The sequence below is a fragment of the Roseibium algicola genome (assembly GCF_001999245.1).
GTDB lineage: Bacteria > Pseudomonadota > Alphaproteobacteria > Rhizobiales > Stappiaceae > Roseibium > Roseibium algicola.
Map to the genome: position 1 here is coordinate 680,603 of NZ_CP019630.1, position 22,538 is coordinate 703,140.

Genomic DNA, 22,538 nt, shown 5'->3' on the forward strand with positions numbered 1-22,538 from the left:
ACGTTCTGAATAGAAATCTTTTATGCGGACTGCATTGTCTCGTGTCCATGGCGCTTTGACCCGGTGGACGCAGGCTTGCCGCCGAAGATCAGTCGGACGTCTTCCCGTCTGTAACAGTGAATTCGGCAAAGATCGGCCAGTGATCGGAACCGTTGAAGTGTCCGAGTTCGCAGTTTTTGACCGCAAGCCCGCTCCTGACGAAAAAATGGTCGAGTTCGAGACCGATGCCCGGAACCGGAGCAAGCCAAGTCGGGGTCCAACGGGTGCCGCAGACAGCCTTGCGCACCCCTGCCGTTTCCTGAAACCGTTTCAGCAGCGGTGCCCAGGAGGCGGCGTTCATGTCGCCGGCAACAAGAACAGGTCCCGGCGTCCTCGACACTTCGGATGCAAGCTTCTGAAGAATGTCCGTCTGGTGCAGATAGAAGTCTCGCCTGAAAGGCGGCAATGTGTGAACTGCAAAGACACTCACACAGGGCTCCGCCTGCACACCGCAGTAAATCGCTTTCGTAATCGCGTATGGGTTCCCGCCTACAGGGATCAGTTCGACGCTGTGCGGCGCAGTGCGCGAGAGGATAACCGCGGCGGGACGTCCACCAAGCGCCTGATGGCGCGTTCCGGCCACATGCAGCATGCCTTCAAACCGGTCGAGCAGCCCTTGGTCGGCAGGTACAGGCAGCTCCGTGAGGATCATGAGATCGAAGCCACGGGCGCTGTTTTCCTCAACCAGATTGCCGAGCGCTGCGGCGCTGCCGAAGAGATTTGCGGTGACAACGCTGATCGCCGGTTCTGCCGCATTGGCGGTTGGAGCAAAGCGTCCGTTGTCGAAGATGCCCATGCGCATGAGAGCGACTACCGACAGGCAGATGGCCAGTGCCGCCATGTTCCAGTTCCGGAAGAAGACGAACCCTGCAGCAAACATCAGTCCGGCAATAACGTATTGGGTCTGAAAATGCGCCAGCAGATCGACGGGCCAGCCAGTTGCCGCCAGAAACGAGGCGAGAACGGCGATGGCGAAGGCCGCAAACAGACAGACGAGAGTTCTGTGGAACATGCCTTGTGCCGCTCGCAAGGACAAAAATTGCCGGTGGCCGGTTTATACCGCCGGGCAAAAAAGATGCCGGCCCGTTTCCGGGGCCGGCACATTCGGGAAACAGGGGGCATGCCCCCCATTTCAGCTTCCAGGCCGTTCGCTTAGCGCGTAAGCGGCTTGTACTTGATCCGGCGCGGGTCGGCGGCATGTGCACCAAGGCGGCGGACCTTGTCCTTTTCGTAGTCTTCGAAGTTGCCTTCGAACCATTCAACATGGCTGTCGCCTTCAAAGGCGAGCATGTGTGTGGCCAGACGGTCGAGGAACATACGATCGTGGCTGATGATAACGGCGCAGCCGGCGTAGTTTTCCAGCGCGTCTTCCAGAGCTGCCAGCGTCTCGGTGTCGAGGTCGTTGGTCGGCTCATCGAGCAGCAGCACGTTGGCGCCCTTCTTCAGGACCTTGGCCAGATGCACGCGGTTGCGCTGACCGCCGGAAAGGTCGCCGACCTTGGCCTGCTGGGCAGCACCCTTGAAGTTGAAGGACGAGCAATAGGCGCGGGAGTTGATTTCCTTGTCGTCGAGGTAGATGACCTCGGCGCCGCCGGAAATTTCTTCCCAGACCGTGTTGTTCGGGTTGAGCGCATCGCGCGACTGGTCAACGTAGCCAAGGTGCACACTGTCGCCCACGACGACCTTGCCCTTGTCCGGCGTTTCCTGACCGGTGAGCATCTTGAACAGGGTCGTCTTGCCGGCGCCGTTCGGGCCGATCACGCCGACGATGCCACCGCGCGGCAGCTTGAACGACAGGTTGTCGATCAAGAGACGGTCTTCAAAGCCCTTGGAAACGCCATCGACCTCGATGACGTTTGCGCCGAGACGCTCGCCAACCGGGATGAGGATCTGCTCAATGGACGGTTGACGCTCTTCCTGGGCGGTCAACAAATCTTCAAAGGCCCGGATACGGGCTTTCGACTTGGTCTGACGGCCTTTCGGGCTCATGCCCATCCATTCGCGCTCGCGGGCGATCGCCTTGGAGCGGGCCATGTTCTCGCGGCCTTCCTGCTCCATACGCTTGGTCTTCTTTTCCAGATAGACCGAGTAGTTGCCTTCGTAAGGGATGCCCTGACCGCGGTCGAGCTCGAGAATCCAGCCCGTGACATTGTCGAGGAAGTAGCGGTCGTGGGTGATGATCAGGACGGAGCCCTTGAACTCGCGCAGGTGACGCTCCAGCCAGTGAACGGTTTCAGCGTCCAGATGGTTGGTCGGCTCATCCAGCAGCAGCAGGTCCGGCTCGGACAGCAGCAGCTTGCAAAGCGCGACGCGGCGGCGCTCACCACCGGAAAGATTGTCAACGGCTGCATCTGATGGCGGGCAGCGCAGGGCTTCCATCGCCATTTCCACCTGGCTTTCCAGGTTCCACAGATCCTGCGCGTCAATTTCGTCCTGAAGCTGTGCGGCTTCCTCGGCTGTTTCGTCCGAGTAGTCCATCATCAACTCGTTGTAGCGGTCGATCTTCGCCTGCTTGTGGGCAACACCTTCCATGACGTTTTCCATCACGGTCTTGGTGTTGTCGAGCTGCGGTTCCTGCGGCAGATAGCCGACCTTCGCGCCTTCGGCTGCCCAGGCCTCACCGGTATATTCCTTGTCGATACCGGCCATGATCTTCAGAAGGGTCGACTTACCCGCACCGTTCGGGCCCAGGATACCGATCTTGGCGTCCGGGTAGAACGAGAGATGGATGTTGTCGAGAACCTTCTTGTCGTTATAGGCCTTGGACAGGCCATGCATGTGATAGATGAACTGGCGCGCCATGGGGCTCCGCTTCTCCGCTTTCAAAATCTGATGGGATTCTCAGGAATTCTGCGGCGTCTTTTAGGGGAAATGGCGCCCGGGGGCAATGGGGGGATTTGCCTGAGAACGACTGGAGAGTTCGTCTCGCAATCAGGCATTAGCTGTGCAATCGCAATTAGACCTCTTCCTTGGCCAACTTCCAGCCACCTTCGCTTTGGGATAAGTGTCCTTTTCATTTGGCAATTTACAGACCAGCTCCGATTACCAAAGTTTCCAGAAAGCACGCCGCCCCACTCGCGTTAAACGCCGACCGCTATATTCAGAATTGCAATTACGCCCAAGTACCTGCCCGCCCTGTCATTCCGGACAAGTGCAGCTAGGCTGCACGCCGATCCGGAACCCAGCGTGTCAGCGTGAGCAAAGCGAACACTCAATTTGCCGCGCATGGCGCGACATATCTCTGGATTCCGGATCGGCGCTCGCCACCTGTCTCACTTGTCCGGAATGAGGGCGGAATACGCCGTTTCACTGATGAAGTGAGCCGAAAGCGCTTCGAGGGTGACGAAATTTGCGTACCAACTCTGCCCATTCGGCTCTTTTCTCCCCCAACCGAAGACCTTAAGGTCACCTCACCTTTCTTCATCACCCCACCGGACCTGCCATGACCTCCATCGATATTCTGATGCCCCGCCCGATGCTGCCGATCGTTCAGGAGCAGCTTGATGCCGCCTTTACCGTGCACCGGCTCTACGAGGCCGACAATCCGGAAGTGCTGCTGGCTGAAATCGGCGGGAAAATCCGCGGGGTTGCCATGGCATTCGGGCCGGTCAACGCCGAGTTGCTTGCCAAAATCCCGAACGCGGAAATCGTTTCCAGCTTTGGCGTCGGGTATGACCACGTCAACACGGACGATTGCCTGGCGGCGAAGGTGATGGTGACCCATACGCCCGATGTGCTGACGGAAGAAGTTGCCGATACGGCGGTCGGGCTGATGATCATGACCATCCGCGAATTCGGCCAGGCCGAACAGTGGCTTCGCCAGGGCAATTGGGAAAGCAAGGGGCCCTACAGGCTGACCGGGGCGACCATGCAGGGGCGCACGCTCGGCATCTTTGGTCTGGGGCGCATCGGCAAGGCGATTGCCAAGCGGGCCGAAGCCTTCGGCATGAAGATCCATTACCATGGACGCAGCAAACAGGATGACGTCTCCTACCCCTATCACGCGACGCCGAAGGCGCTGGCTGCCGCTTGCGACACGCTGATGGTGGTGGCGCCTGGTGGCGCGGAAACGAAACATGCGGTCAATGCGGAGGTGCTGGAAGCACTGGGGCCGGATGGCATCGTCATCAATATCGGCCGGGGCACCGTCATCGACGAGGCCGCATTGATCGCGGCCCTTGAAAACGGCACGATCTACGGTGCCGGTCTCGACGTCTTCGAGAACGAGCCGCATGTGCCCGAAGCCCTTTTGAAACTGCCAAGGGTCACCGTACTGCCGCATGTCGGTTCCGCCTCGCAGGCGACCCGCAATGCCATGGGACAGCTCGTGGTCGACAACCTGAAAAGCTGGTTCGAAACTGGCAAGGCCATAACGCCAGTGCCGGAAATGCGCTGAGATCGAGGGCATGCCAGGGCTGCTTGGCAGCCCGACCCGATTCTTTTCCCGGCTCAGTATTTGACACGCCCGACTTGCGCCATAGGTTTATGGATCAAGCGCATCCTTTCTACTTGCGATGCGCTTACCCGATAGGCGTGGATCCATCAGACCACATAAACCACGCCGGGATGCAGACTGGGAACGGCTGGTGAACCAAAAGACGAATGCGTTCAGAAGCCTACTCAACACCGGCTGTTCGCCCGGATCCGTCAGCGGGTCCAGTTTGCCTGCGGAAGTGGCCCGTTTGCTCGGGGTACCTCGCAACGGCAGAAGACGACATCCCAGGTCGCAGAAGGTGGCTGGCGACGTAACCTCCGCCAGCACCCTGGGCCGGCCCCTTCCGGGCCGGTCCGCATCGAAACACCTGTTGCTGAGGAAAGGCCCAAAACTGAACCTTCTCATTCCTCTGCTCTGGCCGGGCACCTGAACGGTGTAAAGGTGCTGCCCATGTTTGCGCTGACGGTCATCATCGTCAGAATGTCGGCAAAGGCGAATTCGGCGGGTGTTTTCGGACAAACGGCTTTCGCCGCGAAACAACCCCCTTCGATAAAGGCATCATGTTCGGCAACGAAACCGGGCCGCATTTGCGAACGACTGACATTTTCGAACGCCACTCGGACGATCTCCTGATAGTAGGCGCATCTTCTGGCGCGCTTTTGTTCGCGTGTTTCCTCGGCAGATGCCTGGGAAAAAACGGCTGCTACCGCGACAAGCGCCAACGGCAGGGCAAACAAGGTTCTTGGAACGGACAAGGCTGACTCCGTCGGAAGCGGCAGGACATTTCCAGAGGCGGAGGTGCCCGGGCGAATGAAGGGATCCGCCCGGACAAGAAAACTCAGTCGTGGAGACTTTCGGCAAGTGCGGCTGCGATATCGGCAATCGCCTTGTTGCGGTCGTCAAAAGAAGCGTCAGTCTGCGTGATGTAGACCGCGATCACGACGGGCTCCCTGTCGTCAGGCCAGATCACGCCAATGTTGTTGCGCGAGCCATTGGCCCCAGCCCCGGTCTTGTCGGCGACCGGCCATTCTTCCGGCAGCCCGGCACGCAGGGTCGCGTTGCCCACCTTGTTGTCCAGCAGCCAGCCTGTCAGCTGGACTCTGGCGGTGGACGAAAGGGCATCGCCCAGAACCAGTTTCTGCAAAGTGGCAACCGCTGCCGCCGGGGTGGTGGTGTCACGGGCATCGCCCGGCCGGCCTTCATTGAGACCCGGCTCCGTCCGGTCCAGCCGGGTGATGGTGTCGCCAATGCCGCGAAGGTAATCCGTCAGTCCTGCCGGTCCACCGACAGCTTCCAGCACGAGATTGGCAGCAGCATTGTCACTGATCGCAACGGCCGCTTCACACAGTTCCAGATAGGTCATGCCACCGGAGCCGACCTTTTTCTCGGTAACCGGCGAATAGGAGACAAGGTCTTGCGAGCGGATCCTCACGCGGCGTTCCGGCTGGACCTCACCCTGCTCGCCCTTTTCCAGAAGGGCGGCACACAAAAAGGCCTTGAAGGTGCTGTTGAGCGGAAAACGCTCGTCGGCGCGGTGGGTCCAGGTCTTGCCGGTTTCCGTATCCAGCACCGCAACCCCGATCCGGGCAGACAGTCGGCTCTCGGCACTGGTGACGGTTTTCTCAAGTGGCGCGGGATCGAACCCGGCGGCGTGTGCCAATCCGGAAATCGCCGGAAACCCGGCAAAAAGGGCAAGGGAAAGCGTCAACGCGCTACGGCGTGTCCAGAGTTTCATCTTCAACTCCAATGATGAATACAAACAGCCCGAACCGGTGTGGTGTGTCGCCCCCCGCACCATTCGTTTTCGGGACACCGCGACAGTGCCGCCGCCTCAGATATAACGCAAATGATGAATACTGAGGTTAGACATGAGTAAAACTTGGCCTAAGTTGGATCCGGATGGACGTCTCGAAACTTCCGCTCAATGCCTTGAGAGCCTTTGAAGCCTCTGCAAGGCTCTGCAGCTTTACACGCGCCGGCCTGGAACTACGGGTGTCGCAGACTGCCGTCAGCCACCAGGTGAAGGCGCTGGAGGACGTGTTGCAGGTGTCGCTGTTCGAGCGCCTTCCGCGCGGCGTTGCCCTGACGGACGAAGGACTGGCGCTGCTACCTGTACTGAGCGACGCCTTTCGGCGGATGAGCGATGCGCTCAGCCGGTTCGAGGATGGCAACTACCGGGAGGTGCTGACGGTCGGCGCAGTCGCCACTTTCGCGACCGGCTGGCTGTTGCCACGCCTTTCCGGCTTTGCCAGGGCCCATCCGCAGATCGATCTGCGGCTGAAAACCAACAACAACCGCGCGGACATTCTTGCAGATGGTCTCGACTGTTTCCTGCGCTTCGGCGACGGGGCCTGGCATGCCACCAACGCGGTCAAGCTGATGGACGCCCCGCTATCGCCTATCTGTTCGCCAGGAACCGCTGCCCGGCTATCCAAGCCTGAAGACCTTGTGCACGAGCCTCTGCTGAGATCCTACAGGTTGGATGAATGGGCCATGTGGTTCCAGGGAGCGAAACTGCCGCCACCACGGGCGCGTGGCTGGATGTTCGACAGTTCTCTTGCGATGGTTGAAGCCGTCACGCAGGGCGCAGGCGTCGCACTGGTGCCGACAGCGATGTTCAGCCGCCCCCTCGCGTCCGGCGCGATCGTGCAGCCTTTCCAGACCAGTGTCCTGACGGGAAGCTACTGGCTGACCTGGCTGAAGTCGCGGGAGGAGACCAGCGCCATGCAGAAGTTCCGCTTGTGGATGCTGGAGACCGTTGCGGAGTAAAGGAGGCAATCGCCCACCTCAAGGCTTTCGCCCCTTCACCATTTCGCGTTTGCCGGCGAAGCCTTCAGCCTTTTCAATCTCGAACCCGGCAGCCTGAAGATTGCGGCGAACCCAGCCGGCAGCCGTGTAAGTTGCCAGTGTTCCGCCATGGGCCGTCAGGTCAGCCGCCACCTTCAGAAGGTCCGCGTCCCAGAGTTCCGGATTGCGGGCCGGGCTGAAACCGTCGAGATACCAGGCATCAATGGGGGCAATTGCCGGTTCTCCTCCCTCGCCCTCACCTGCCATTCCGGCGTTCAGCTCACCGATCAGCTCACGCGCATCGCCAATGCCGATCTGGAGGTTGGCTCCGGCAATTTTCAGGCTGTTCCAACCCGGCACAGGCGACCAGGCCTGCAGCAGCTCTTCTGCCAGCGGGGCCAGTTCGGGAAAGGCCGCAAGGGCTCGTGCCAGCTGCTCTCCCGTCATCGGGAACAGTTCGAAGGTCAGGAAGGTCAGGTCCGGCCGATTGGTCCTTTCCTGCCATGCCGCAAGGGTGGTGAGGAAATTGAGGCCTGTCCCGAAGCCGAACTCTGCAATGGTAAAACGCTCGCAGCCATCGAACCGGCCAGGCAAACCGTTTCCTTGCAGAAACACATGACGCGTTTCCGCAAGCCCCCCGGCCTTGGAAAAATACGTGTCGTTGAAGCCTTCAGCCCGGGGCACATCGCCCTGCAGCCATTCCAGATCCGGTGCCTTGATGGACATGATCTTGAGGTTTCCTTCGGGGCGCACCCATCAGCCTTTGCCATTTGCAACGCGTTCTCATAAGAGAGCCGGCAGGATCAATCAATCTCAAAGGACCCCTCCCCATGGCAGCAACCGACGCCGAAACTTTCGATGTTGCCATTGCCGGAGCCGGTATTTTCGGCCTCGCTGTTGCCCGGGCAGCGATCGAGGCCGGACTGAAGGTGGTCGTTCTGGAGAAAAGCCACGTCGGCGCCGGATCCAGTGGAGGTGTGCTGGGGGCGTTGATGCCGCACATGCCGGCACGCTGGAACCCCAAGAAGGAATTCCAGTTCCAGGCCCTGCTGTGTCTGGAAGACCGCATCCGCCAACTGGAAAGCCAAACAGGGCTTTCCTGCGGCTATCACCGCTGTGGACGCATCCTGCCGCTGACGACAACCGACAAGCTGGAGCACCATCTGGAGCGGGCGGAAGAAAGCAAGCTGCGCTGGCAACCTCAGGAGACCGGGTTTACCTATGTGGTTGAACCTGCCGGAAGCCGGTCTGACTGGCTGGACGCGAATGCCGCTCCCTTCGGCATCGTCTATGAAACCCTTGCCGCGCGGATCTCCCCGAGGGCTTATCTGGCAAGCCTTGCCAGCTTCGTCCGCCAGAACGGCAGCCTGCGGGAAGGCGTTGAAGCGGTCGGTTATGACGATGCAACGCAAACCGTTCTGCTCGCCGACGGGCAGACCTCGATTCAGACACGGCAATTCGTCGTTTCAGGAGGATTTGCGGCTTTCGACCTGATCGAGACGCTGACCTGCGAACGCATCGGACGTGGAGAGAAAGGCCAGGCCCTTGTGCTGGAAGGCAAGGGACTGGAAGACAGGCCAGCGATCTATTGCGACGGGCTTTACGTCGTGCCGCACGACGACGGTACCGTCGCCATTGGCAGCACATCCGACCGGGAATTTGAAGACGCCACCCCCTCTCCAGCCCGTTCAGCCGAACTGCTGGAACGCGCCACCGCCTTTTGTCCGCTATTGAAGGGCCGCGAGGTTCTTTCCGACTGGGCCGGCATCCGGCCCCGCAATCACAGGCGGGACCCGCTGGCTGGAAAACTGCCTGGCTTTGACACCGCCTTCGCGGCAACAGGCGGCTTCAAGATTTCCTTCGGCATTGCACATCTGATAGCGGAGGCCCTGGTGGCGGAGATGACTGGCAGAGAACCTGTTGTTCCTCTGCCAGAGACATTCCGCCCGGCACACCACTTCGGCAGCGGCAGACTGGACGCAGATCGCTAAATGAGCTCACGTTCACGCATTCGCCGACCGCAGAAGCCGACGGCGCGCATGCAATGAAAGGTTGTATTTGCGATTGCAGATGATGTGACAGGGCCGCGAACTTGACGCGGTTCGTTCAATCACAATCGGTTTACGCACCTGCTGCCTAGATGGCAGCAACCACCGCGTAAAGACCGTAAAGGCTGAGCGAAATCGTCCCCCAGAACAGGAGATTTTTCGCCACCAAAAATGGCAAATTCATAGACCCACCCTGATGAGCTGCATAGTCAGCCTGCTTCCTCCTCTCCACCCCAGAGGATTCAACTTCATTTCCGGCTGTAGCTGCTCTCGCCATTTCGGCAATCCTTGAACGACTTAACCAATGGCCAACTGGAACCCATTTCCATCGGCCACACACAGTACCGTTTACGTCGTAAATGGTTAAAACCCGTTTAAGATTAACATGAATCTTTTCTTAATTTACAGCACAATGAAATTGTTGATATGCACAAATTATGGCCCGGCCCGCGCAGCTCTTGCGCGTCCCTCCCTGCCGGTCTTGTTTGATCCGACCTGAAGAAAGCCCTGCAGCATGAGCCTTGAAAGCGTACGCAACCACCTTGCCAGTGCGGCCCCCGAACTTGAAGTCATCGTGACGGAAGACAGCAGTGCCACGGTCGACCTTGCCGCCAAGGCACATGGGGTCGAGCCCGGTCAGATTGCCAAGACGTTGTCGTTTCAGCTCAAGGACAAGATCTTTCTGGTGGTTGCCCGCGGCGATGCCCGCATGGACAACAAGAAGGCGAAAGCAACCTTTGGTGGCAAGGTGAAGATGTTGGGCCTTGATGAAGTGGAAACGCTGACGGGACACCCCGTCGGCGGCGTATGCCCATTCGGCCTGGCCCAGCCGTTGCCTGTCTACTGTGATGTCTCGCTGAAGGAATATAACGTGGTCATTCCCGCCGCCGGCGCGACCAATGCCGCTGTCAGGATCACACCGGAGCGCATGGCGGAAATCACCGGTGCGGAATGGGTGGATGTCTGCCAGCCGCCGCAGGATGCGTCGCCGCAGGCATAGGAGCCACATGAAGCCAGACCTTCGTCCGGTGTCTGCCAGGTGTTACGACCGGTAATAGTCCCGGTACCATTCGACGAACCTGGCAACGCCTTCCTGCACTGTGGTCTTCGGTCGGTACCCCGTGAGGCTTTGCAGCAGATCCGCATTGGCCCAGGTCGCCGGAACATCTCCGGCCTGGATCGGCATGAGATTGCGTTCGGCGGTCCGGCCCGTAGCTGCTTCAATGGCTTCGATGAACTCGGTCAGCTGAACGCAGGTCGAGTTGCCGATGTTGACCACTCGCCAGGGAGCAACCGGCGAAAGGCTGTCGCCTTCCTTCACCCCTTCTCCCTCGGCCGGGCGAACAGGCACTGCGTCCATCAGCAGCCGGATGCCTTCGACGAGATCTTCCACATAGGTGAAGTCCCGTTTCATGTCGCCGTAGTTATAGACGTCGATCGGCTTGCCTTCGAGGATCGCCTTGGTGAACTTGAAGAGAGCCATGTCGGGCCGTCCCCAGGGACCGTAGACGGTGAAGAAGCGGAACATCGTCACCGGAAGGTCGTAGAGATGGGCATAGGAATGCGCCATCGACTCTGTTGCCTTCTTCGTCGCCGCGTAGAACGACATCTGGTGGTCGGCCTTGTCGGTCTCCGCATAGGGCATTTCGGTGTTGGCGCCATAGGCGGACGACGTGGACGCCAGCAGCATGTGTTCCGGCGGAAAGGCTCTGGCTGCCTCGAGCAGCTCGAACGTTCCGCAGATATTGCTTTCCAGGTAGGAGCGCGGCGCTTCGATGGAATAGCGGACACCGGCCTGCGCTGCCAGATGAATGACAAAATCCGGCCGCTCCGTACGGAACAGGGACATCAGCAGGTCCGGCGCCTCAACGCGGTCGTTCACCGGCTTGAAATGCTCGTTCTGCATCAGCATCTGCTGCCGGCGTTCCTTCAGGCGGACATCGTAGTAATCCGTCATGGCATCGAGGCCGATCACCCGAAAGCCATCCTTCAGCAGTCGGGTACACAGGTAAAAGCCGATAAACCCCGCAGAGCCGGTCACCAGAACGGTTTTCATGATTTGCCCAAAGCCTTTCGATCAAAAATTCATTTTACAAAACGCGTAAGTAGGTCAGCCAAGTTATTAAAAGGCTTCGAAGGTTCGGGCAATGGCGAAGTCTGTCCGAACCCTCTTGGCCACCTGGAACCGCGACACTTACAGACGCCACAACACCTAGTACAAAATGGATTACCGCGGCGTGACACGCCAACAGAGCCTCGGAAAGGCCACCGGTCCCCGAACGAAATTCCAGCTCGTCTGGCCGGGATATCGTATCGGTCCCACAAACGAAAAAGCCACCCGCGTCCTTGTAACGCGGATGGCTGTTTTTCGGATGCCAGGGCAGGTCATCAGCCCGGCAAGTTCACTTTCGTCCCCTTGTCAGATGCCTCCGCCGTCGGCGGAGAAGCTGTTCAGGAACCCGCGCTTGCGCAGATACTCAACGATCTCCTCGGCAACTTCTTCCGGTTCCCGGCCGACGTTGCGAATATGAAGTTCCGGATTTTCCGGCGCTTCATAGGGGCTGTCGATACCGGTGAAGTTCTTGATCTCGCCCCGGTCGGCCTTGGCATAAAGGCCCTTCGGGTCGCGTTTGCGGCATTCCTCGATGGGCGTATCGACAAAGACCTCGATGAACTCACCGTCTTCCAGGAGGTCGCGCGCCATCTGCCGCTCCGAGCGGAACGGCGAGATGAAGGATACCAGCGTGATCATGCCCGCATCCGCAAAGAGCTTGGCCACCTCGCCGACACGGCGGATGTTTTCCACCCGGTCGGCATCGGTAAAGCCCAGGTCCTTGTTGAGGCCGTGGCGGACGTTGTCGCCGTCGAGCGTATAGGTGTGCCGTCCGTCGACATGCAGTTTCTTTTCGACGATCGACGCGATGGTCGACTTGCCGGACCCGGAGAGGCCGGTGAACCAAAGGACTGCCGGCTTCTGACCGAGTTTTTCAGACCGGGCGTTCTTGTCGACGTCGAGAGCCTGCCAGTGAATGTTGCTTGCCCGGCGCAGTGCGAACCAGACCATGCCCGCACCAACCGTCGAGTTGCTCATTCGGTCGATCAGGATGAAGGAACCGGTCGTGTGGTTGGCCTCATAGGGATCGAACGGCACCGCGGAGGACAGTGAGAAATTGCAGAACGCGATTTCATTCAATGCCAGCGTCTTGCCGGCCACATGCTCGAACGTATTGACGTTGATCTTGTGCTTGATTTCGGAGACCGTCGCCGTCACCGTGCGAGTGCCGATCTTCAGGAGATAGGGCCTGCCCGGCAGCAACGGCTCGTCGGACATCCAGATGACGTGGGCGGCAAACTGGTCGGCAACATCCGGGCGATGTGCGGTCGAGGTCAGAAGATCGCCGCGGGAGATGTCGATTTCATCTTCCAGCGAAATGGTGACTGCCTCACCGGCCCGGGCGGAGCTGACTTCACCGCTTGCGCCGATGATCGACTTCACCCTGGACTGCTTTGCCGGACCGGCAACCACCAGTTCGTCGCCAACCGACACCTGGCCGCTGGCGACCGTACCGGAATAGCCGCGGAAATCGAGGTTGGGCCGGTTGACCCACTGCACCGGGAAGCGGAACGGGGCTTCCAGCACATGCTCGCCCACCTGAACTGTCTCCAGGTGCTCCAGCAGGGTCGGTCCGGAATACCAGTCCATCTTGTCGCTGCGCCCGGTGACGTTGTCGCCATAGCGCGCCGACATCGGAATTGCCTGCAGGGTTTCGAAATCGAAGCCGTTGGCAAAGACCTCGAATTCCTTGCGGATTTCCTCAAATCGTTCCTGAGAATAGCCGACAAGGTCGATCTTGTTGATCGCCAGCACGACGTGGCGGATGCCCAGCAGCGACGCGATGAACGCGTGGCGACGGGTCTGGACCATCAGGCCGTTGCGGGCATCAACCAGCAGCACGGCAAGATCGGCGGTGGAAGCGCCGGTGGCCATGTTGCGGGTGTATTGTTCGTGGCCCGGGGTATCGGCAACGATGAACTTGCGCTTTTCGGTCGCAAAGAACCGGTAGGCAACGTCGATGGTGATGCCCTGCTCGCGCTCGGCCTCAAGACCGTCGACCAGCAGCGCCAGATCGATGTCCTCTCCCACGGTGCCATGCTTTCTGGAATCGCGTTCCAGCGCGGCCAACTGGTCTTCGAAGATCAGCTTGGTGTCGTAAAGCAGGCGGCCGATCAGGGTCGACTTGCCATCGTCAACGGAACCGCAGGTCAGGAAGCGGAGCTGGTCCTTGCTTTCCTGTGCCAGGATATATTCGGTGACGGCTGTCTCTGCAGCTTCCTGTATGTTCTCGATCGTCATCTTAGAAATATCCTTCCCGCTTCTTCTTCTCCATCGACGCACTTTCATCCTTGTCGATGAGGCGGCCCTGGCGTTCGGATGTGCGGGCAATCAGCATTTCGCGGACAATGGCGGGCAGCGTATCGGCATCCGATTCAATGGCGCCGGTCAGCGGGTAGCAGCCGAGCGTGCGGAAGCGGACCATCTTTTCCTCGATCTCTTCGCCGGGCTGCAGTTTCATGCGGTCGTCGTCGACCATGATCAGCATGCCGTCGCGGTTCACGACCGGGCGCTTTGCTGCGAAGTAGAGCGGCACCATCGGGATGTCTTCCGTCAGGATGTACTGCCAGATATCCAGCTCGGTCCAGTTGGACAGCGGAAACGCACGGATGCTCTCGCCCTTTGCCACACGGGCATTGTAGAGGTTCCACAGTTCCGGCCGCTGGTTCTTCGGGTCCCAGCCGTGATTGGAATTGCGGAAGGAGAAGACGCGCTCCTTGGCGCGCGACTTTTCCTCGTCCCGGCGCGCGCCGCCGAAGGCGGCATCGAAGCCGTATTTGTTCAGCGCCTGTTTCAACGCCTCCGTCTTCATGATGTGCGTATGAACCGAGGAGCCGTGGGAAAACGGGCCGATATTCTTTTCAAGCCCTTCCGGGTTGGTATGGACGATCAGGTCCATGCCGAGACGCGCGGCGGTCTCGTCACGGAAGGTGATCATGTCCCGGAATTTCCAGGTCGTATCCACATGCAGCAACGGAAACGGCGGCTTGGACGGATAGAACGCCTTCATCGCCAGGTGCAGCATGACGCCGGAGTCCTTGCCGATGGAATAGAGCATCACCGGATTGGAGAATTCGGCCGCGACTTCGCGGATGATGTGGATGCTTTCTGCTTCCAGCCGCTTCAGATTGCTGAGGCGCTCGGGCGAGATCCCGTGAGATTGCATGTTCATGTTCGCTTTTCCGTTTGGCCGGCGAACCGGCCGTATCAATCGTTCGGCACGGGCCAACTGCCCGCGCAATTTTGCAAATCGTCAGGCAGCGGGCGCGACATCCCGCAGGAGGTTCCTGCACCCGGCTGCCAGAAAAAACGGGTTCCGCAGGTCGTCCTTGCGGGCGTTTTCCGGCACCCGGTAGACAAAGTCCTCACCGGTTGAAGCCAGAACGACCGCCCCGCCGGCGGCGCGTACAACTGCATCACCGGCGGCAATGTCCCATTGCATCGTGGGTGCAAGACGGGGATAGAAATCGGCCCGGCCGGCGGCCACCCAGCACAGCTTCAGCGACGAGCCGACGTTAAGCTGCTCGGCGACACTCAGCCGTGAAATCAGGGCAGAGGTTTCTTCCGAAAGATGAGAGCGGCTGGCGAGCACGCTGATACCATCCACCGGCGGCGTGCGAACGGAGATGGGCGCAACATCGCTGATGCCGCCGTTCGCGATGGTTCCCTTGAAGGCCCTGGTTTCGGTTTTGCCGTTTTCCCGGAATTCCCCACCCCAATAGATCTCTTCGAGGGCTGGCGCGGAAACCACGCCGAACACCGGGCGGCCATCCTCGATCAGGGCGATGTTGACGGTGAACTCGCCGTTCTTCTTCAGGAATTCCTTAGTTCCGTCGAGCGGGTCGACCAGGAAGTACCGCGCACCTGCCGCAGGCAGCTTGCCGGCTTCGACCGCTTCTTCGGCCACCACCGGAATGTCGGGGAACTTTTCCGCAAGGCCCGCGAGAATGATTTCCTCGGCTGCCGCGTCGGCCTTGGTCACCGGAGACCCGTCGACCTTGTTCTCGACCTCGAAAGGTTCCGCGTAGATTTTGAGGATTTCCTCTCCGGCCCTCAGGGCCAGCAGGTTCAAGAAAGATATCTGGTCTTCAGTCATTGATGCCTCAATTCGCGCCGGGAAATATTGCCCCCCGCGCTGTCCGCCCGCGTGGCTGTCCCGTAAATAGAAAGGTACAGTGTATCAATTCAAGGAATGGTGTTCCACGTTTTCGCCTGAATACAAAAAGCTCAGGTTTCTCTGACCGTCGCAAGGGAGCTTTTGTTGCTCCCAACATGGTCCTATGCCGGGCTTTACCTGACTGATCCATACGTGGATTCACCGATTGGCAAGGGCTTTGCGCCTAAACTTACCCCAAATGGGGGTTAAAGTGCCCTTGGACACCATGAGAATGCGAGAAACCCATGTCGGACGCCAAACCATTTCCGCACGCACCCGCGGATGAGAGCGCCAGCGAACAGATGCCGCGGGAGCGGCGGGCACGCGTGTTCAAGAAAGGCAAGATGGTCTTTCAAAACGGACTGAGATCCATTCCCTGCATGGTGCGCAACATCTCCGAAGGCGGCGCTTTGCTGGAATTCGAGCAGGCCTACATGCTGCCCAAGGAATTCGACCTTCATATCGACCTGGAAGACTATGAAGTCACCTGCGAACGCCGCTGGGAGGAAGGCCTTCGCTGCGGCGTCCAGTTCATCGGCGAGAAACGGCATGTTGCCGCGCAGCGCGCGCAGGTGCTGAAAAGCTCCGAAGAAGCTCTGAGAAGCGAACTCGACGAGCGCCGCGACAGCCCGGACAACTTTTTCCAGCGCCGCCACCAGGACGAACCGCATGCCGACGAGCGCACCTCCGTGCGCCGCAACCGGCAGGACGCAAGTGCCGGCGCCGGCAAGCCGACCTTCGGCAAGAGGCGTTGATACGCTGCGCGCGGCGAAATACGTCAGATGCCCTTTCTCTTCGCGGTGCTCGACAGACAGCCAGCAAGTGCACCCTGCCGCCCAAGGCAGAATGCCTGCTTCCACGCCAGCGCTCAAAATTCCTGGATATGATCCGCCTCCCAGTCGTACCCTTTGAAGATCACGCCAAGGCGTGTTTCGAACCCGGATCATGACCAGGAAACAGCCCGTGGCGACCACCCTCTACGACATGAGCGTGCCAACCTTCCTGCAAACGGCACGCGCCGTCAGCGGGTTTCTTCAAAAGGCGGCAATCCATTGCCAGCAGACAGGCACCGATCCGGACGACTTCGCGACCGCGCGGCTTTATCCGGACATGGCTCAGTTCTGGTTTCAGATCGAGTGCGTCGACAATTTTTCCGTCTGGGGCCTGGAAGCAATGAGAACGGGTGCCTTCACCCCGCCGCCGCTTGTCGGACCAGCCCCATATGCGGCTCTGCAGGACCGGATCGCGCAGACAGTGACACGCTTGGAGGCCTATACGCCTGCCGAGGTAAACGACTGGTCGGGCCGGCCTCTCGACCTTGATCTGGTTCACATCAGCCCCGCGCCGATGCCCCTGACATCGGAGACCTTTCTCCTGTCCTTCCTGCTGCCGAACTTTCATTTCCACGCTGTCACCGCCTACGACATCCTGCGCACGCGCGGCGTGCCGATCGGCAAGCGCGACTATGAAGGCCAGTTGCGGACGAGGCCGGACTGACGGCCCTTGACCTCACCCTCACCGGCAGAAACGAACAGGCGGGCCAACTGGAAAGCCGCGCAGGCAATTCATCCAGTTTCAGAGCCGATTTCAAGACAACTGCGCAAACAGATATGGCCCACCGGGCAAAACCCGGCAGGCCATATCGTCAGCGGAGGTTCAAAACCTCTCAGGCCGCCTGGCGTTCACGCTCCAGCGTCCGCACGGTGGCCGGGCGTTCGCTGCACCGCTTCACCCAGTCACGGATCGCCTCGTTGTCCGGCAACATGTCGGGCAGCCACAGGAACGGACCGCTGCACAACAGGTCGACGGCGGAATAGGTTTCGCCCAGCAGGTAAGGCTGCTTTTCCAGCGTTTCCGCCAGCCGCGCGACCATCGTGTCGAAATCGCGCAGGCTCGCCTCCACGGCCGGATGCGTAAACTGGGCGAATTTCAGGATGATGACCGGCTCCATCACGCCCTGATAGTAGAACAGCCAGGACAGATACTCTCCGCGCCCCGGCTGGCCTTCGATCGGCCCAAGCCCGGCTTCGGGAAACTTGTCGGTAAGATAAAGCATGATCGCGCCGCGCTCGCGGATCCCCTCGGCACCATCCACCAGGTAGGGCACCTTCTTTTCCGGATGCGGGTTGGATGCATCCGGCCCGCCCGAGCCATCCTGCCGGCGAACCGTCACTTCCTTCACCTCGACGTCGGCTCCCAGCTCTTCGATCAGGGTCACGATCGCCGAAGACCGGCTGTTGGGAGAATGGTAAAGCGTCATCATGGGAAAGCTCCTTTTCTTTGTGATGCCAAAGGTATAGCTTCCCCCTGCTGACAATTTACGGCAGGAGCAAAAATGGCCCGCATGGACAGGCTGATGCGCCTGATGGATACCCTCAGGCGCCTACCTCAACCGGTCACCGCCGCGCGCCTTTCCGAAGAGACCGGCGTATCCCTGCGCCAGCTCTACCGCGACATCGCCACCTTGCGTGCGGGCGGCGCCTTGATCGACGGGGCCGCGGGCGTCGGCTACACCTTGACGGAAGATCCCGTGCTGCCGCCGCAGAGTTTCTCCCGGCTGGAAATCGAGGCGCTGATGCTGGCGCAAAGCGGGCTGGACCAGATCGGCGACGAGACACTGAAAAAGGCCGGCCGCAACGCCATGGCCCGCATCATCGCCACCCTGCCCGACCGGCAGGCGCGCCAGGCCATGCACACGGTGATGCGCAGCTGGCGGCAACCGGACAAGCGCCCGCCGGTGACGGTGGATCTTGACCTGTTGCGCGAGGCCTGCTGGGAGGAGTTCAGCGTGATCATCACCTATCGCGACCTGCAGGAGCGGACGACCACAAGGGAAATCTGGCCGATGGGTCTTTCCTACAGCGAAACCTCGCTGCTGCTGCTCGCCCATTGCCGCCTCCGGCAAGACTACCGCCACTTCCACGTCAGCCGGATCGCCTCACTGGCGCCCGGCACCGAAAGCTTCCGCCCCAACCGGGTGGCCCTGCTCCGCGACTACATCCAGCAACGGGGATATGACCGGAACAGGTCACCTCAGCGCGGTGAAGTTGGGTAAAGTGCGAATTGGAAACGGACTAACCTCAAAACGGGGAAATTTCGGGGGAGCGGGTCAGGTGCATTGCGAGCTGAAAGGTGCAACGAGATTTACCGGGCCCGATGAGCTGGACTGCCTCTTGCACCGGCACCTTAAGTGCTATGATGCGGTTGTTAGAAGCTGCAAAGATGGGAGCCAGACACCCCAGCAGGCCCTGATAGATTCACACTAGACCTACGACTTGAGAAATGTCGCGCCATTTTATTTCTTTCGGGAGCGCCTCTCCATCAAAGAAGGCTTTAAACACCGCAACTACGTCATCTATGAAAAGGACTTCGTCAGGCCATATAGTCAATTTCCCCCCCCCAAACATTAGAGTTTGTTCGCCCTCAAAAGGTACTTTAGCTTGTCCCAAGTGAGCGCGCCAATGCTTGGAAGCTTGCGGGTCTCGCATTTCCAACACACAGGTTACTCCGCCACCAGCAACCTGCAGATAAGGGCCATCTTGCCTCGTTAAGCTTGCATATGACTGTGGGCCGTAGCTCCTCAGTTTTCGCAAAGTCTTTTCAACTTCGGAGAAGATCGAAACCTGTACAGGGCTTTTCTTTTCGACTTCTAGAAGCATGTTCATGGTAGATAGATCGTTATGTTGCCAACCACTTTTTCACCTGCAAGTTTGCCGATACCGTCTGCTCCAAACCTGTTAATGAACATATCGTTAAGGTTTTGTTGAGGGCTTTTCGTTGCTCCACCGTGAATAGCCCCAAACTGATAAAGCACATAGTCTGCGCGTGTGCTGGCGTAATAATCCAGTCGAACAGGTTCCAGCCCTGCTTCTGGCTCAGACCAGATATTAAGTAAATTTATGTAAAAAATTTGATTAATTCACATACTATCTAGATTCCACAGAAATTCCACAGTGCCTTGGATTGATTTTGATATGGCATTGTTATTATTTAGACCTGCCTTCCAACAACTTTTCCAATTTGGATATTGAAATACCTGGACAACCCGCCAATTTCCAAGCGTTGAAATATTCAGGATAACTCGAAAGAATATATCCATCCTCCTTTACTGATTTTTCCTCGTCGCAATAGCCAAATTTTTTCATAAACTGCAGGTGACTTAATGCCATCCCTCTGAGCCGTGAGGAGTTCATATCCATTTTCTTGAACGCCTTCTCGTCTGCGTACTGGCTTTCTCCTGTCATCATCCCAATTAAGTCGTCGACAAGGCCCAGTTCGAGAGCACGATCAATCAGTTTTTCTTCGACAAGGCTCATCTCTAATATCCGAACTTAAAATATAACGCGCCATCTACTTCAACTTTGGTAATATCTAATGTCTTCATAGTTTTCCCAAGGGCGTTCCCCAAGCCGCATCAAGCAGACTTAATCCACAACGAGAAAGCTTCGGATAAGATGGCGTATCAGGGTCAGCTGAATATCGTGACCTGAGACCCGAGTTTCTGCCGGTTTGGCGCGCGCCCTTCAGGGCAAGGTCCCGGCCGGTTTCGACCGACACGTTGCCGCCCGCCGTGACATCCGTATTGGTTTGATAGGTCTCCGCGTGCTCATAGGGGCACTTTTAGCTCGGGCTCAGGTCAGCAGTCTGTTTTACTGATTCAATCCCTTCAGACTTCGTAGTCGCCCACATGGTCAAGATAGAATGTTGTGTCCTGGTAAAGTTGCAAAACAAACTCGTTGAATGAGTTTGAAACGGGTTTTTTGTCATATGGGGCATAGACCGCGTTAGGGTTAGCTGAATGTGGTCTAAGGACAAAATAGCTGTAACTCCCCATATCAAAGAAAGGGAGTTCTCCGTCGGCGACAAGCTCAGCATCGTATTGAAAGCTCACGTCTTCACGGAGCCAGAGTTCACTCAGGCGTCGCAAGTCCACAAATATATTCAGATAGTCGGTCTGTAGGACCCCTTTGCGACTTCGTACCAGATGGCCACTCCCAACTTTGGCATAAAAACGTCTGAGTTCATGCGGTATCATGATCCCCATGCGTTTTTCAGCATCTGCAAGTTCAGCTTCTTCTATCTTCCAGAATTCATTTTTTTGGGCGTTGCCACGATGGTCATCCGGTACTCGAAACTGATTTAGTTCAGAGAAAATTTTGTCGACTTCCTCGATACTTAACGACATCGTTATGGTCTTCCAATCATCTGCATCAGGTTTTTGAAAGCACTCCCAGTCCCATGGATGCCACCTTGATGCTGATCTGGGAACCTTGCAGGCGTAATATTCCACCACTGTATGGGTCCACCATTTTGGTTCGGAATTAGCTCAAACACACTCGGTCTCGGAGTTGGAATAGGCCCCTTCCACCGTGATGCCCGGTTTGGACTTGCCTTCCGGATTGGAACCTATGCTGACGCCGACCGAGCCGGAAACCTGCCGGCCCTTGCGGTGAAGGTCGATATCCGCCGTTTCCAGACGTTCGGTTTCAAGGGTCAGGTCGCCGGAGCGCGAGGCGATCACCCCGCCGGTGATGGAGGTCGTTTCGCCGACATCGGCATTGAGCGCGTTGTCGGTGACGATGCCGGAGGGGGCGTTCACCCAGGCCGAGCTGTTGGAGCCCTTGGCCCCGTTGACGCTGGCAGAGGCGCCGAAGGTGGGCCCGGCGCCGTCTGCCCCCAGCCCGATGCCAACGGAAACCCCGGCGCTGTAGCCGCTGCTCTGGTTGGAGCCTTCGGCCGTGTCCAGCCGGCTTTCTATCGTGAGGTTGCGGCCGATGTCGAGATCGGCACTGTCGGCTTCAATCCGCGCTCATAAAAGCGATCAACCAAAGCAAAGCTCGATCAACAAGTTGGCAATGCAGCCCAGTGTCACTTTAAAAGTTCAGCGGTTTGATCCGTGTTACGCAATGGTTTTTTGATCTCCGTTTACAGATTCAAACACAGCACCCGTCACACCAGAACCTTCAAAACGCCTTTTAACCTCCTCGCTCACGATAATGGAGCCGAGGTGTTTTTTGAGGCGGAAAATATGATGATCTCCGGTCTTCGACGGATCTATCACCAAATTGAAAAATGCGCGGTACTGCCCCGCCTTGTCTGGCCGAACAGGATCGTTTTCTTCATACTTCTGAAACTCGGATCGTTCTTCGTCTACGCTATCAATCTGCGTTTCGATAATCATCACAAAATAATCTTGATCTACCTGTTTGTTTTCGATCTTAACTGGTTCTAGAACTACGTTGTGATAAGGTTCATCGACTTCTGGCAGTCCATCTAGAGCAGATTTAGCTTTTTTACTAAGAATTGGGATATTTCCAGAGTCCATTGTAAAACTAAAGTCTGTCTCCCTCCCAGCTCGATGCAAGTCGATTGGGTAAGTGCAGGGCTCCATGTACTCCAGGGGAGGGTCTACGAATTCGAGGTTCCCCTTATCTGTTTCATACTTTAATCGATCAAAAATCCAACGGTCAGCACTTTCATCAAGCCACATATCATCTCTAAGCAAATAGTATTTCATGATTTCATTGTCCTGTGAGCCAACGGTTAACTTGGCTTCCTGGAGTTATGGCTTCAGACTTGATTCGGCTCAGCGTATTCTTAATTTCCATAGTATAATTCGGACTACTCTGTGTAAGTCCAAGTACAGCGTCATTCAAACTTCCATAAACATACTGATGATACGCCTGTGGGTGCGGCCCTCGATGTCCAGGAATAGCAATTTTATTGATTTCACTATCAATATTCAGCCCTGCGTTGTCGAAAATTTTCTTAAACCGAGGAGTCCAAGCGGGCGTTTTACCGGTACCTATGTCACATTTATTGGTACAAACATGATGAATTGGAACTGAATTGTAGTCAGTTGGGGCAAACGTGCGGACCCGGCCTCCTTCGAGCGTGAAATAACCGCCATTTGTGTCGCGATAAATAGGCTTTCCATTATCCGAGTATCGACCGGTCGAA

24 protein-coding genes are annotated in these 22,538 nt (G+C 58.0%); 7 read left to right on the forward strand and 17 right to left on the reverse strand.

What is annotated here, in order from left to right:
- Nucleotides 1-88: 88 nt before the first annotated feature.
- Both B0E33_RS03270 and ettA read right to left on the reverse strand, forming a co-directional pair.
- On the reverse strand, nucleotides 89-1,051 hold the full coding sequence (locus B0E33_RS03270; protein WP_077290411.1) for an endonuclease/exonuclease/phosphatase family protein: 963 nt from the start codon (nucleotides 1,049-1,051) through the stop codon (nucleotides 89-91).
- Between the two features lie 140 nt (nucleotides 1,052-1,191).
- Nucleotides 1,192-2,841 carry an energy-dependent translational throttle protein EttA gene (ettA, locus tag B0E33_RS03275; protein ID WP_022997869.1) on the reverse strand — a complete coding sequence of 550 codons (1,650 nt, stop codon included), beginning with the start codon at nucleotides 2,839-2,841 and terminating at the stop codon, nucleotides 1,192-1,194.
- A 640-nt stretch (nucleotides 2,842-3,481) separates the two neighbouring features.
- Between ettA and B0E33_RS03280 the strand changes: the two genes are divergently transcribed.
- Complete coding sequence (locus B0E33_RS03280; RefSeq protein WP_077290412.1) at nucleotides 3,482-4,435, forward strand: 2-hydroxyacid dehydrogenase; 954 nt, start codon at nucleotides 3,482-3,484, stop codon at nucleotides 4,433-4,435.
- 440 nt (nucleotides 4,436-4,875) lie between these two features.
- Here the strand turns inward: B0E33_RS03280 and B0E33_RS03285 are convergent, their stop codons facing one another.
- Both B0E33_RS03285 and bla read right to left on the reverse strand, forming a co-directional pair.
- The gene (locus tag B0E33_RS03285; protein WP_152533439.1) at nucleotides 4,876-5,229 is read right to left on the reverse strand and encodes a hypothetical protein; all 354 of its coding nucleotides are present in this window, start codon (nucleotides 5,227-5,229) and stop codon (nucleotides 4,876-4,878) included.
- A gap of 83 nt (nucleotides 5,230-5,312) precedes the next feature.
- Complete coding sequence (gene bla / locus B0E33_RS03290; RefSeq protein ID WP_077290413.1) at nucleotides 5,313-6,209, reverse strand: class A beta-lactamase; 897 nt, start codon at nucleotides 6,207-6,209, stop codon at nucleotides 5,313-5,315.
- A 164-nt stretch (nucleotides 6,210-6,373) separates the two neighbouring features.
- Between bla and B0E33_RS03295 the strand changes: the two genes are divergently transcribed.
- Nucleotides 6,374-7,243 carry a LysR family transcriptional regulator gene (locus tag B0E33_RS03295; protein ID WP_077290414.1) on the forward strand — a complete coding sequence of 290 codons (870 nt, stop codon included), beginning with the start codon at nucleotides 6,374-6,376 and terminating at the stop codon, nucleotides 7,241-7,243.
- 18 nt (nucleotides 7,244-7,261) lie between these two features.
- Here the strand turns inward: B0E33_RS03295 and mnmC2 are convergent, their stop codons facing one another.
- Nucleotides 7,262-7,987, reverse strand: a complete 726-nt coding sequence (mnmC2, locus tag B0E33_RS03300; protein ID WP_077293127.1) for a tRNA (5-methylaminomethyl-2-thiouridine)(34)-methyltransferase MnmC2 — start codon at nucleotides 7,985-7,987, stop codon at nucleotides 7,262-7,264.
- Between the two features lie 104 nt (nucleotides 7,988-8,091).
- Between mnmC2 and B0E33_RS03305 the strand changes: the two genes are divergently transcribed.
- The gene (locus B0E33_RS03305) at nucleotides 8,092-9,252 is read left to right on the forward strand and encodes an NAD(P)/FAD-dependent oxidoreductase (RefSeq protein ID WP_077290415.1); all 1,161 of its coding nucleotides are present in this window, start codon (nucleotides 8,092-8,094) and stop codon (nucleotides 9,250-9,252) included.
- A gap of 571 nt (nucleotides 9,253-9,823) precedes the next feature.
- Entirely contained in the window at nucleotides 9,824-10,309 is a 486-nt protein-coding gene (locus tag B0E33_RS03315; RefSeq protein ID WP_077290417.1) for a YbaK/EbsC family protein, read from the forward strand.
- A 42-nt stretch (nucleotides 10,310-10,351) separates the two neighbouring features.
- On the opposite strand, the gene B0E33_RS03320 is transcribed toward B0E33_RS03315, so the two are convergent.
- From B0E33_RS03320 to cysQ, 4 genes are all read right to left on the reverse strand, one after another.
- Nucleotides 10,352-11,365: an NAD-dependent epimerase/dehydratase family protein gene (locus B0E33_RS03320; protein WP_077290418.1), complete on the reverse strand. Its 1,014-nt coding sequence runs from the start codon at nucleotides 11,363-11,365 to the stop codon at nucleotides 10,352-10,354.
- A gap of 363 nt (nucleotides 11,366-11,728) precedes the next feature.
- Nucleotides 11,729-13,663, reverse strand: coding sequence for a sulfate adenylyltransferase subunit CysN (cysN, locus tag B0E33_RS03325; protein ID WP_055658637.1), 1,935 nt, complete (start codon nucleotides 13,661-13,663; stop codon nucleotides 11,729-11,731).
- A gap of 1 nt (nucleotide 13,664) precedes the next feature.
- On the reverse strand, nucleotides 13,665-14,594 hold the full coding sequence (cysD, locus tag B0E33_RS03330; RefSeq protein ID WP_022997880.1) for a sulfate adenylyltransferase subunit CysD: 930 nt from the start codon (nucleotides 14,592-14,594) through the stop codon (nucleotides 13,665-13,667).
- An 81-nt stretch (nucleotides 14,595-14,675) separates the two neighbouring features.
- Nucleotides 14,676-15,518, reverse strand: coding sequence for a 3'(2'),5'-bisphosphate nucleotidase CysQ (cysQ, locus tag B0E33_RS03335; RefSeq protein ID WP_077290419.1), 843 nt, complete (start codon nucleotides 15,516-15,518; stop codon nucleotides 14,676-14,678).
- A 305-nt stretch (nucleotides 15,519-15,823) separates the two neighbouring features.
- On the opposite strand from cysQ, the gene B0E33_RS03340 reads away from it, so the two are divergent.
- Entirely contained in the window at nucleotides 15,824-16,333 is a 510-nt protein-coding gene (locus B0E33_RS03340) for a PilZ domain-containing protein (protein ID WP_022997882.1), read from the forward strand.
- Between the two features lie 208 nt (nucleotides 16,334-16,541).
- Nucleotides 16,542-17,075, forward strand: a complete 534-nt coding sequence (locus tag B0E33_RS03345) for a DUF1993 domain-containing protein (protein WP_077293128.1) — start codon at nucleotides 16,542-16,544, stop codon at nucleotides 17,073-17,075.
- A gap of 169 nt (nucleotides 17,076-17,244) precedes the next feature.
- Here B0E33_RS03345 and B0E33_RS03350 read toward each other — a convergent pair whose 3' ends face one another.
- On the reverse strand, nucleotides 17,245-17,841 hold the full coding sequence (locus B0E33_RS03350; protein WP_077290420.1) for a glutathione S-transferase family protein: 597 nt from the start codon (nucleotides 17,839-17,841) through the stop codon (nucleotides 17,245-17,247).
- Between the two features lie 102 nt (nucleotides 17,842-17,943).
- Between B0E33_RS03350 and B0E33_RS03355 the strand changes: the two genes are divergently transcribed.
- Complete coding sequence (locus B0E33_RS03355; RefSeq protein ID WP_228148053.1) at nucleotides 17,944-18,633, forward strand: helix-turn-helix transcriptional regulator; 690 nt, start codon at nucleotides 17,944-17,946, stop codon at nucleotides 18,631-18,633.
- Nucleotides 18,634-18,835: 202 nt separating this feature from the next.
- Here the strand turns inward: B0E33_RS03355 and B0E33_RS03360 are convergent, their stop codons facing one another.
- The 7 genes from B0E33_RS03360 to B0E33_RS31610 form a co-directional block, all read right to left on the reverse strand.
- Complete coding sequence (locus B0E33_RS03360) at nucleotides 18,836-19,243, reverse strand: hypothetical protein (protein WP_077290422.1); 408 nt, start codon at nucleotides 19,241-19,243, stop codon at nucleotides 18,836-18,838.
- Nucleotides 19,244-19,564: 321 nt separating this feature from the next.
- The gene (locus tag B0E33_RS03365; RefSeq protein WP_077290423.1) at nucleotides 19,565-19,894 is read right to left on the reverse strand and encodes a hypothetical protein; all 330 of its coding nucleotides are present in this window, start codon (nucleotides 19,892-19,894) and stop codon (nucleotides 19,565-19,567) included.
- A 64-nt stretch (nucleotides 19,895-19,958) separates the two neighbouring features.
- A complete protein-coding gene (locus B0E33_RS31605) occupies nucleotides 19,959-20,135 on the reverse strand; it encodes a hypothetical protein (RefSeq protein WP_077290424.1) in 177 nt (58 codons plus the stop codon).
- A 109-nt stretch (nucleotides 20,136-20,244) separates the two neighbouring features.
- On the reverse strand, nucleotides 20,245-20,868 hold the full coding sequence (locus B0E33_RS31545; RefSeq protein WP_156912335.1) for an SMI1/KNR4 family protein: 624 nt from the start codon (nucleotides 20,866-20,868) through the stop codon (nucleotides 20,245-20,247).
- A gap of 36 nt (nucleotides 20,869-20,904) precedes the next feature.
- Complete coding sequence (locus B0E33_RS30810; RefSeq protein WP_156912336.1) at nucleotides 20,905-21,381, reverse strand: hemagglutinin repeat-containing protein; 477 nt, start codon at nucleotides 21,379-21,381, stop codon at nucleotides 20,905-20,907.
- 96 nt (nucleotides 21,382-21,477) lie between these two features.
- A complete protein-coding gene (locus tag B0E33_RS31340; RefSeq protein WP_077290427.1) occupies nucleotides 21,478-22,095 on the reverse strand; it encodes an imm11 family protein in 618 nt (205 codons plus the stop codon).
- Between the two features lie 4 nt (nucleotides 22,096-22,099).
- Complete coding sequence (locus tag B0E33_RS31610) at nucleotides 22,100-22,504, reverse strand: AHH domain-containing protein (protein ID WP_077290428.1); 405 nt, start codon at nucleotides 22,502-22,504, stop codon at nucleotides 22,100-22,102.
- Nucleotides 22,505-22,538: the final 34 nt, after the last annotated feature.

What these genes read in the sequence shown, in the direction of transcription:
- cysQ (WP_077290419.1), bottom strand. Translation starts at nt 15,518, where the DNA reads ATGACTGAAGACCAGATATCTTTCTTGAACCTGCTGGCCCTGAGGGCC.
- bla (WP_077290413.1), bottom strand. Translation starts at nt 6,209, where the DNA reads ATGAAACTCTGGACACGCCGTAGCGCGTTGACGCTTTCCCTTGCCCTT.
- B0E33_RS03315 (WP_077290417.1), top strand. Translation starts at nt 9,824, where the DNA reads ATGAGCCTTGAAAGCGTACGCAACCACCTTGCCAGTGCGGCCCCCGAA.
- B0E33_RS03365 (WP_077290423.1), bottom strand. Translation starts at nt 19,894, where the DNA reads ATGAGCCTTGTCGAAGAAAAACTGATTGATCGTGCTCTCGAACTGGGC.
- B0E33_RS03355 (WP_228148053.1), top strand. Translation starts at nt 17,944, where the DNA reads ATGGATACCCTCAGGCGCCTACCTCAACCGGTCACCGCCGCGCGCCTT.
- cysN (WP_055658637.1), bottom strand. Translation starts at nt 13,663, where the DNA reads ATGACGATCGAGAACATACAGGAAGCTGCAGAGACAGCCGTCACCGAA.
- B0E33_RS03280 (WP_077290412.1), top strand. Translation starts at nt 3,482, where the DNA reads ATGACCTCCATCGATATTCTGATGCCCCGCCCGATGCTGCCGATCGTT.
- B0E33_RS03350 (WP_077290420.1), bottom strand. Translation starts at nt 17,841, where the DNA reads ATGATGACGCTTTACCATTCTCCCAACAGCCGGTCTTCGGCGATCGTG.
- cysD (WP_022997880.1), bottom strand. Translation starts at nt 14,594, where the DNA reads ATGAACATGCAATCTCACGGGATCTCGCCCGAGCGCCTCAGCAATCTG.
- B0E33_RS03305 (WP_077290415.1), top strand. Translation starts at nt 8,092, where the DNA reads ATGGCAGCAACCGACGCCGAAACTTTCGATGTTGCCATTGCCGGAGCC.
- ettA (WP_022997869.1), bottom strand. Translation starts at nt 2,841, where the DNA reads ATGGCGCGCCAGTTCATCTATCACATGCATGGCCTGTCCAAGGCCTAT.
- B0E33_RS03320 (WP_077290418.1), bottom strand. Translation starts at nt 11,365, where the DNA reads ATGAAAACCGTTCTGGTGACCGGCTCTGCGGGGTTTATCGGCTTTTAC.
- B0E33_RS03360 (WP_077290422.1), bottom strand. Translation starts at nt 19,243, where the DNA reads ATGAACATGCTTCTAGAAGTCGAAAAGAAAAGCCCTGTACAGGTTTCG.
- B0E33_RS31340 (WP_077290427.1), bottom strand. Translation starts at nt 22,095, where the DNA reads ATGAAATACTATTTGCTTAGAGATGATATGTGGCTTGATGAAAGTGCT.
- B0E33_RS03270 (WP_077290411.1), bottom strand. Translation starts at nt 1,051, where the DNA reads ATGTTCCACAGAACTCTCGTCTGTCTGTTTGCGGCCTTCGCCATCGCC.
- B0E33_RS03295 (WP_077290414.1), top strand. Translation starts at nt 6,374, where the DNA reads ATGGACGTCTCGAAACTTCCGCTCAATGCCTTGAGAGCCTTTGAAGCC.
- mnmC2 (WP_077293127.1), bottom strand. Translation starts at nt 7,987, where the DNA reads ATGTCCATCAAGGCACCGGATCTGGAATGGCTGCAGGGCGATGTGCCC.
- B0E33_RS03340 (WP_022997882.1), top strand. Translation starts at nt 15,824, where the DNA reads ATGTCGGACGCCAAACCATTTCCGCACGCACCCGCGGATGAGAGCGCC.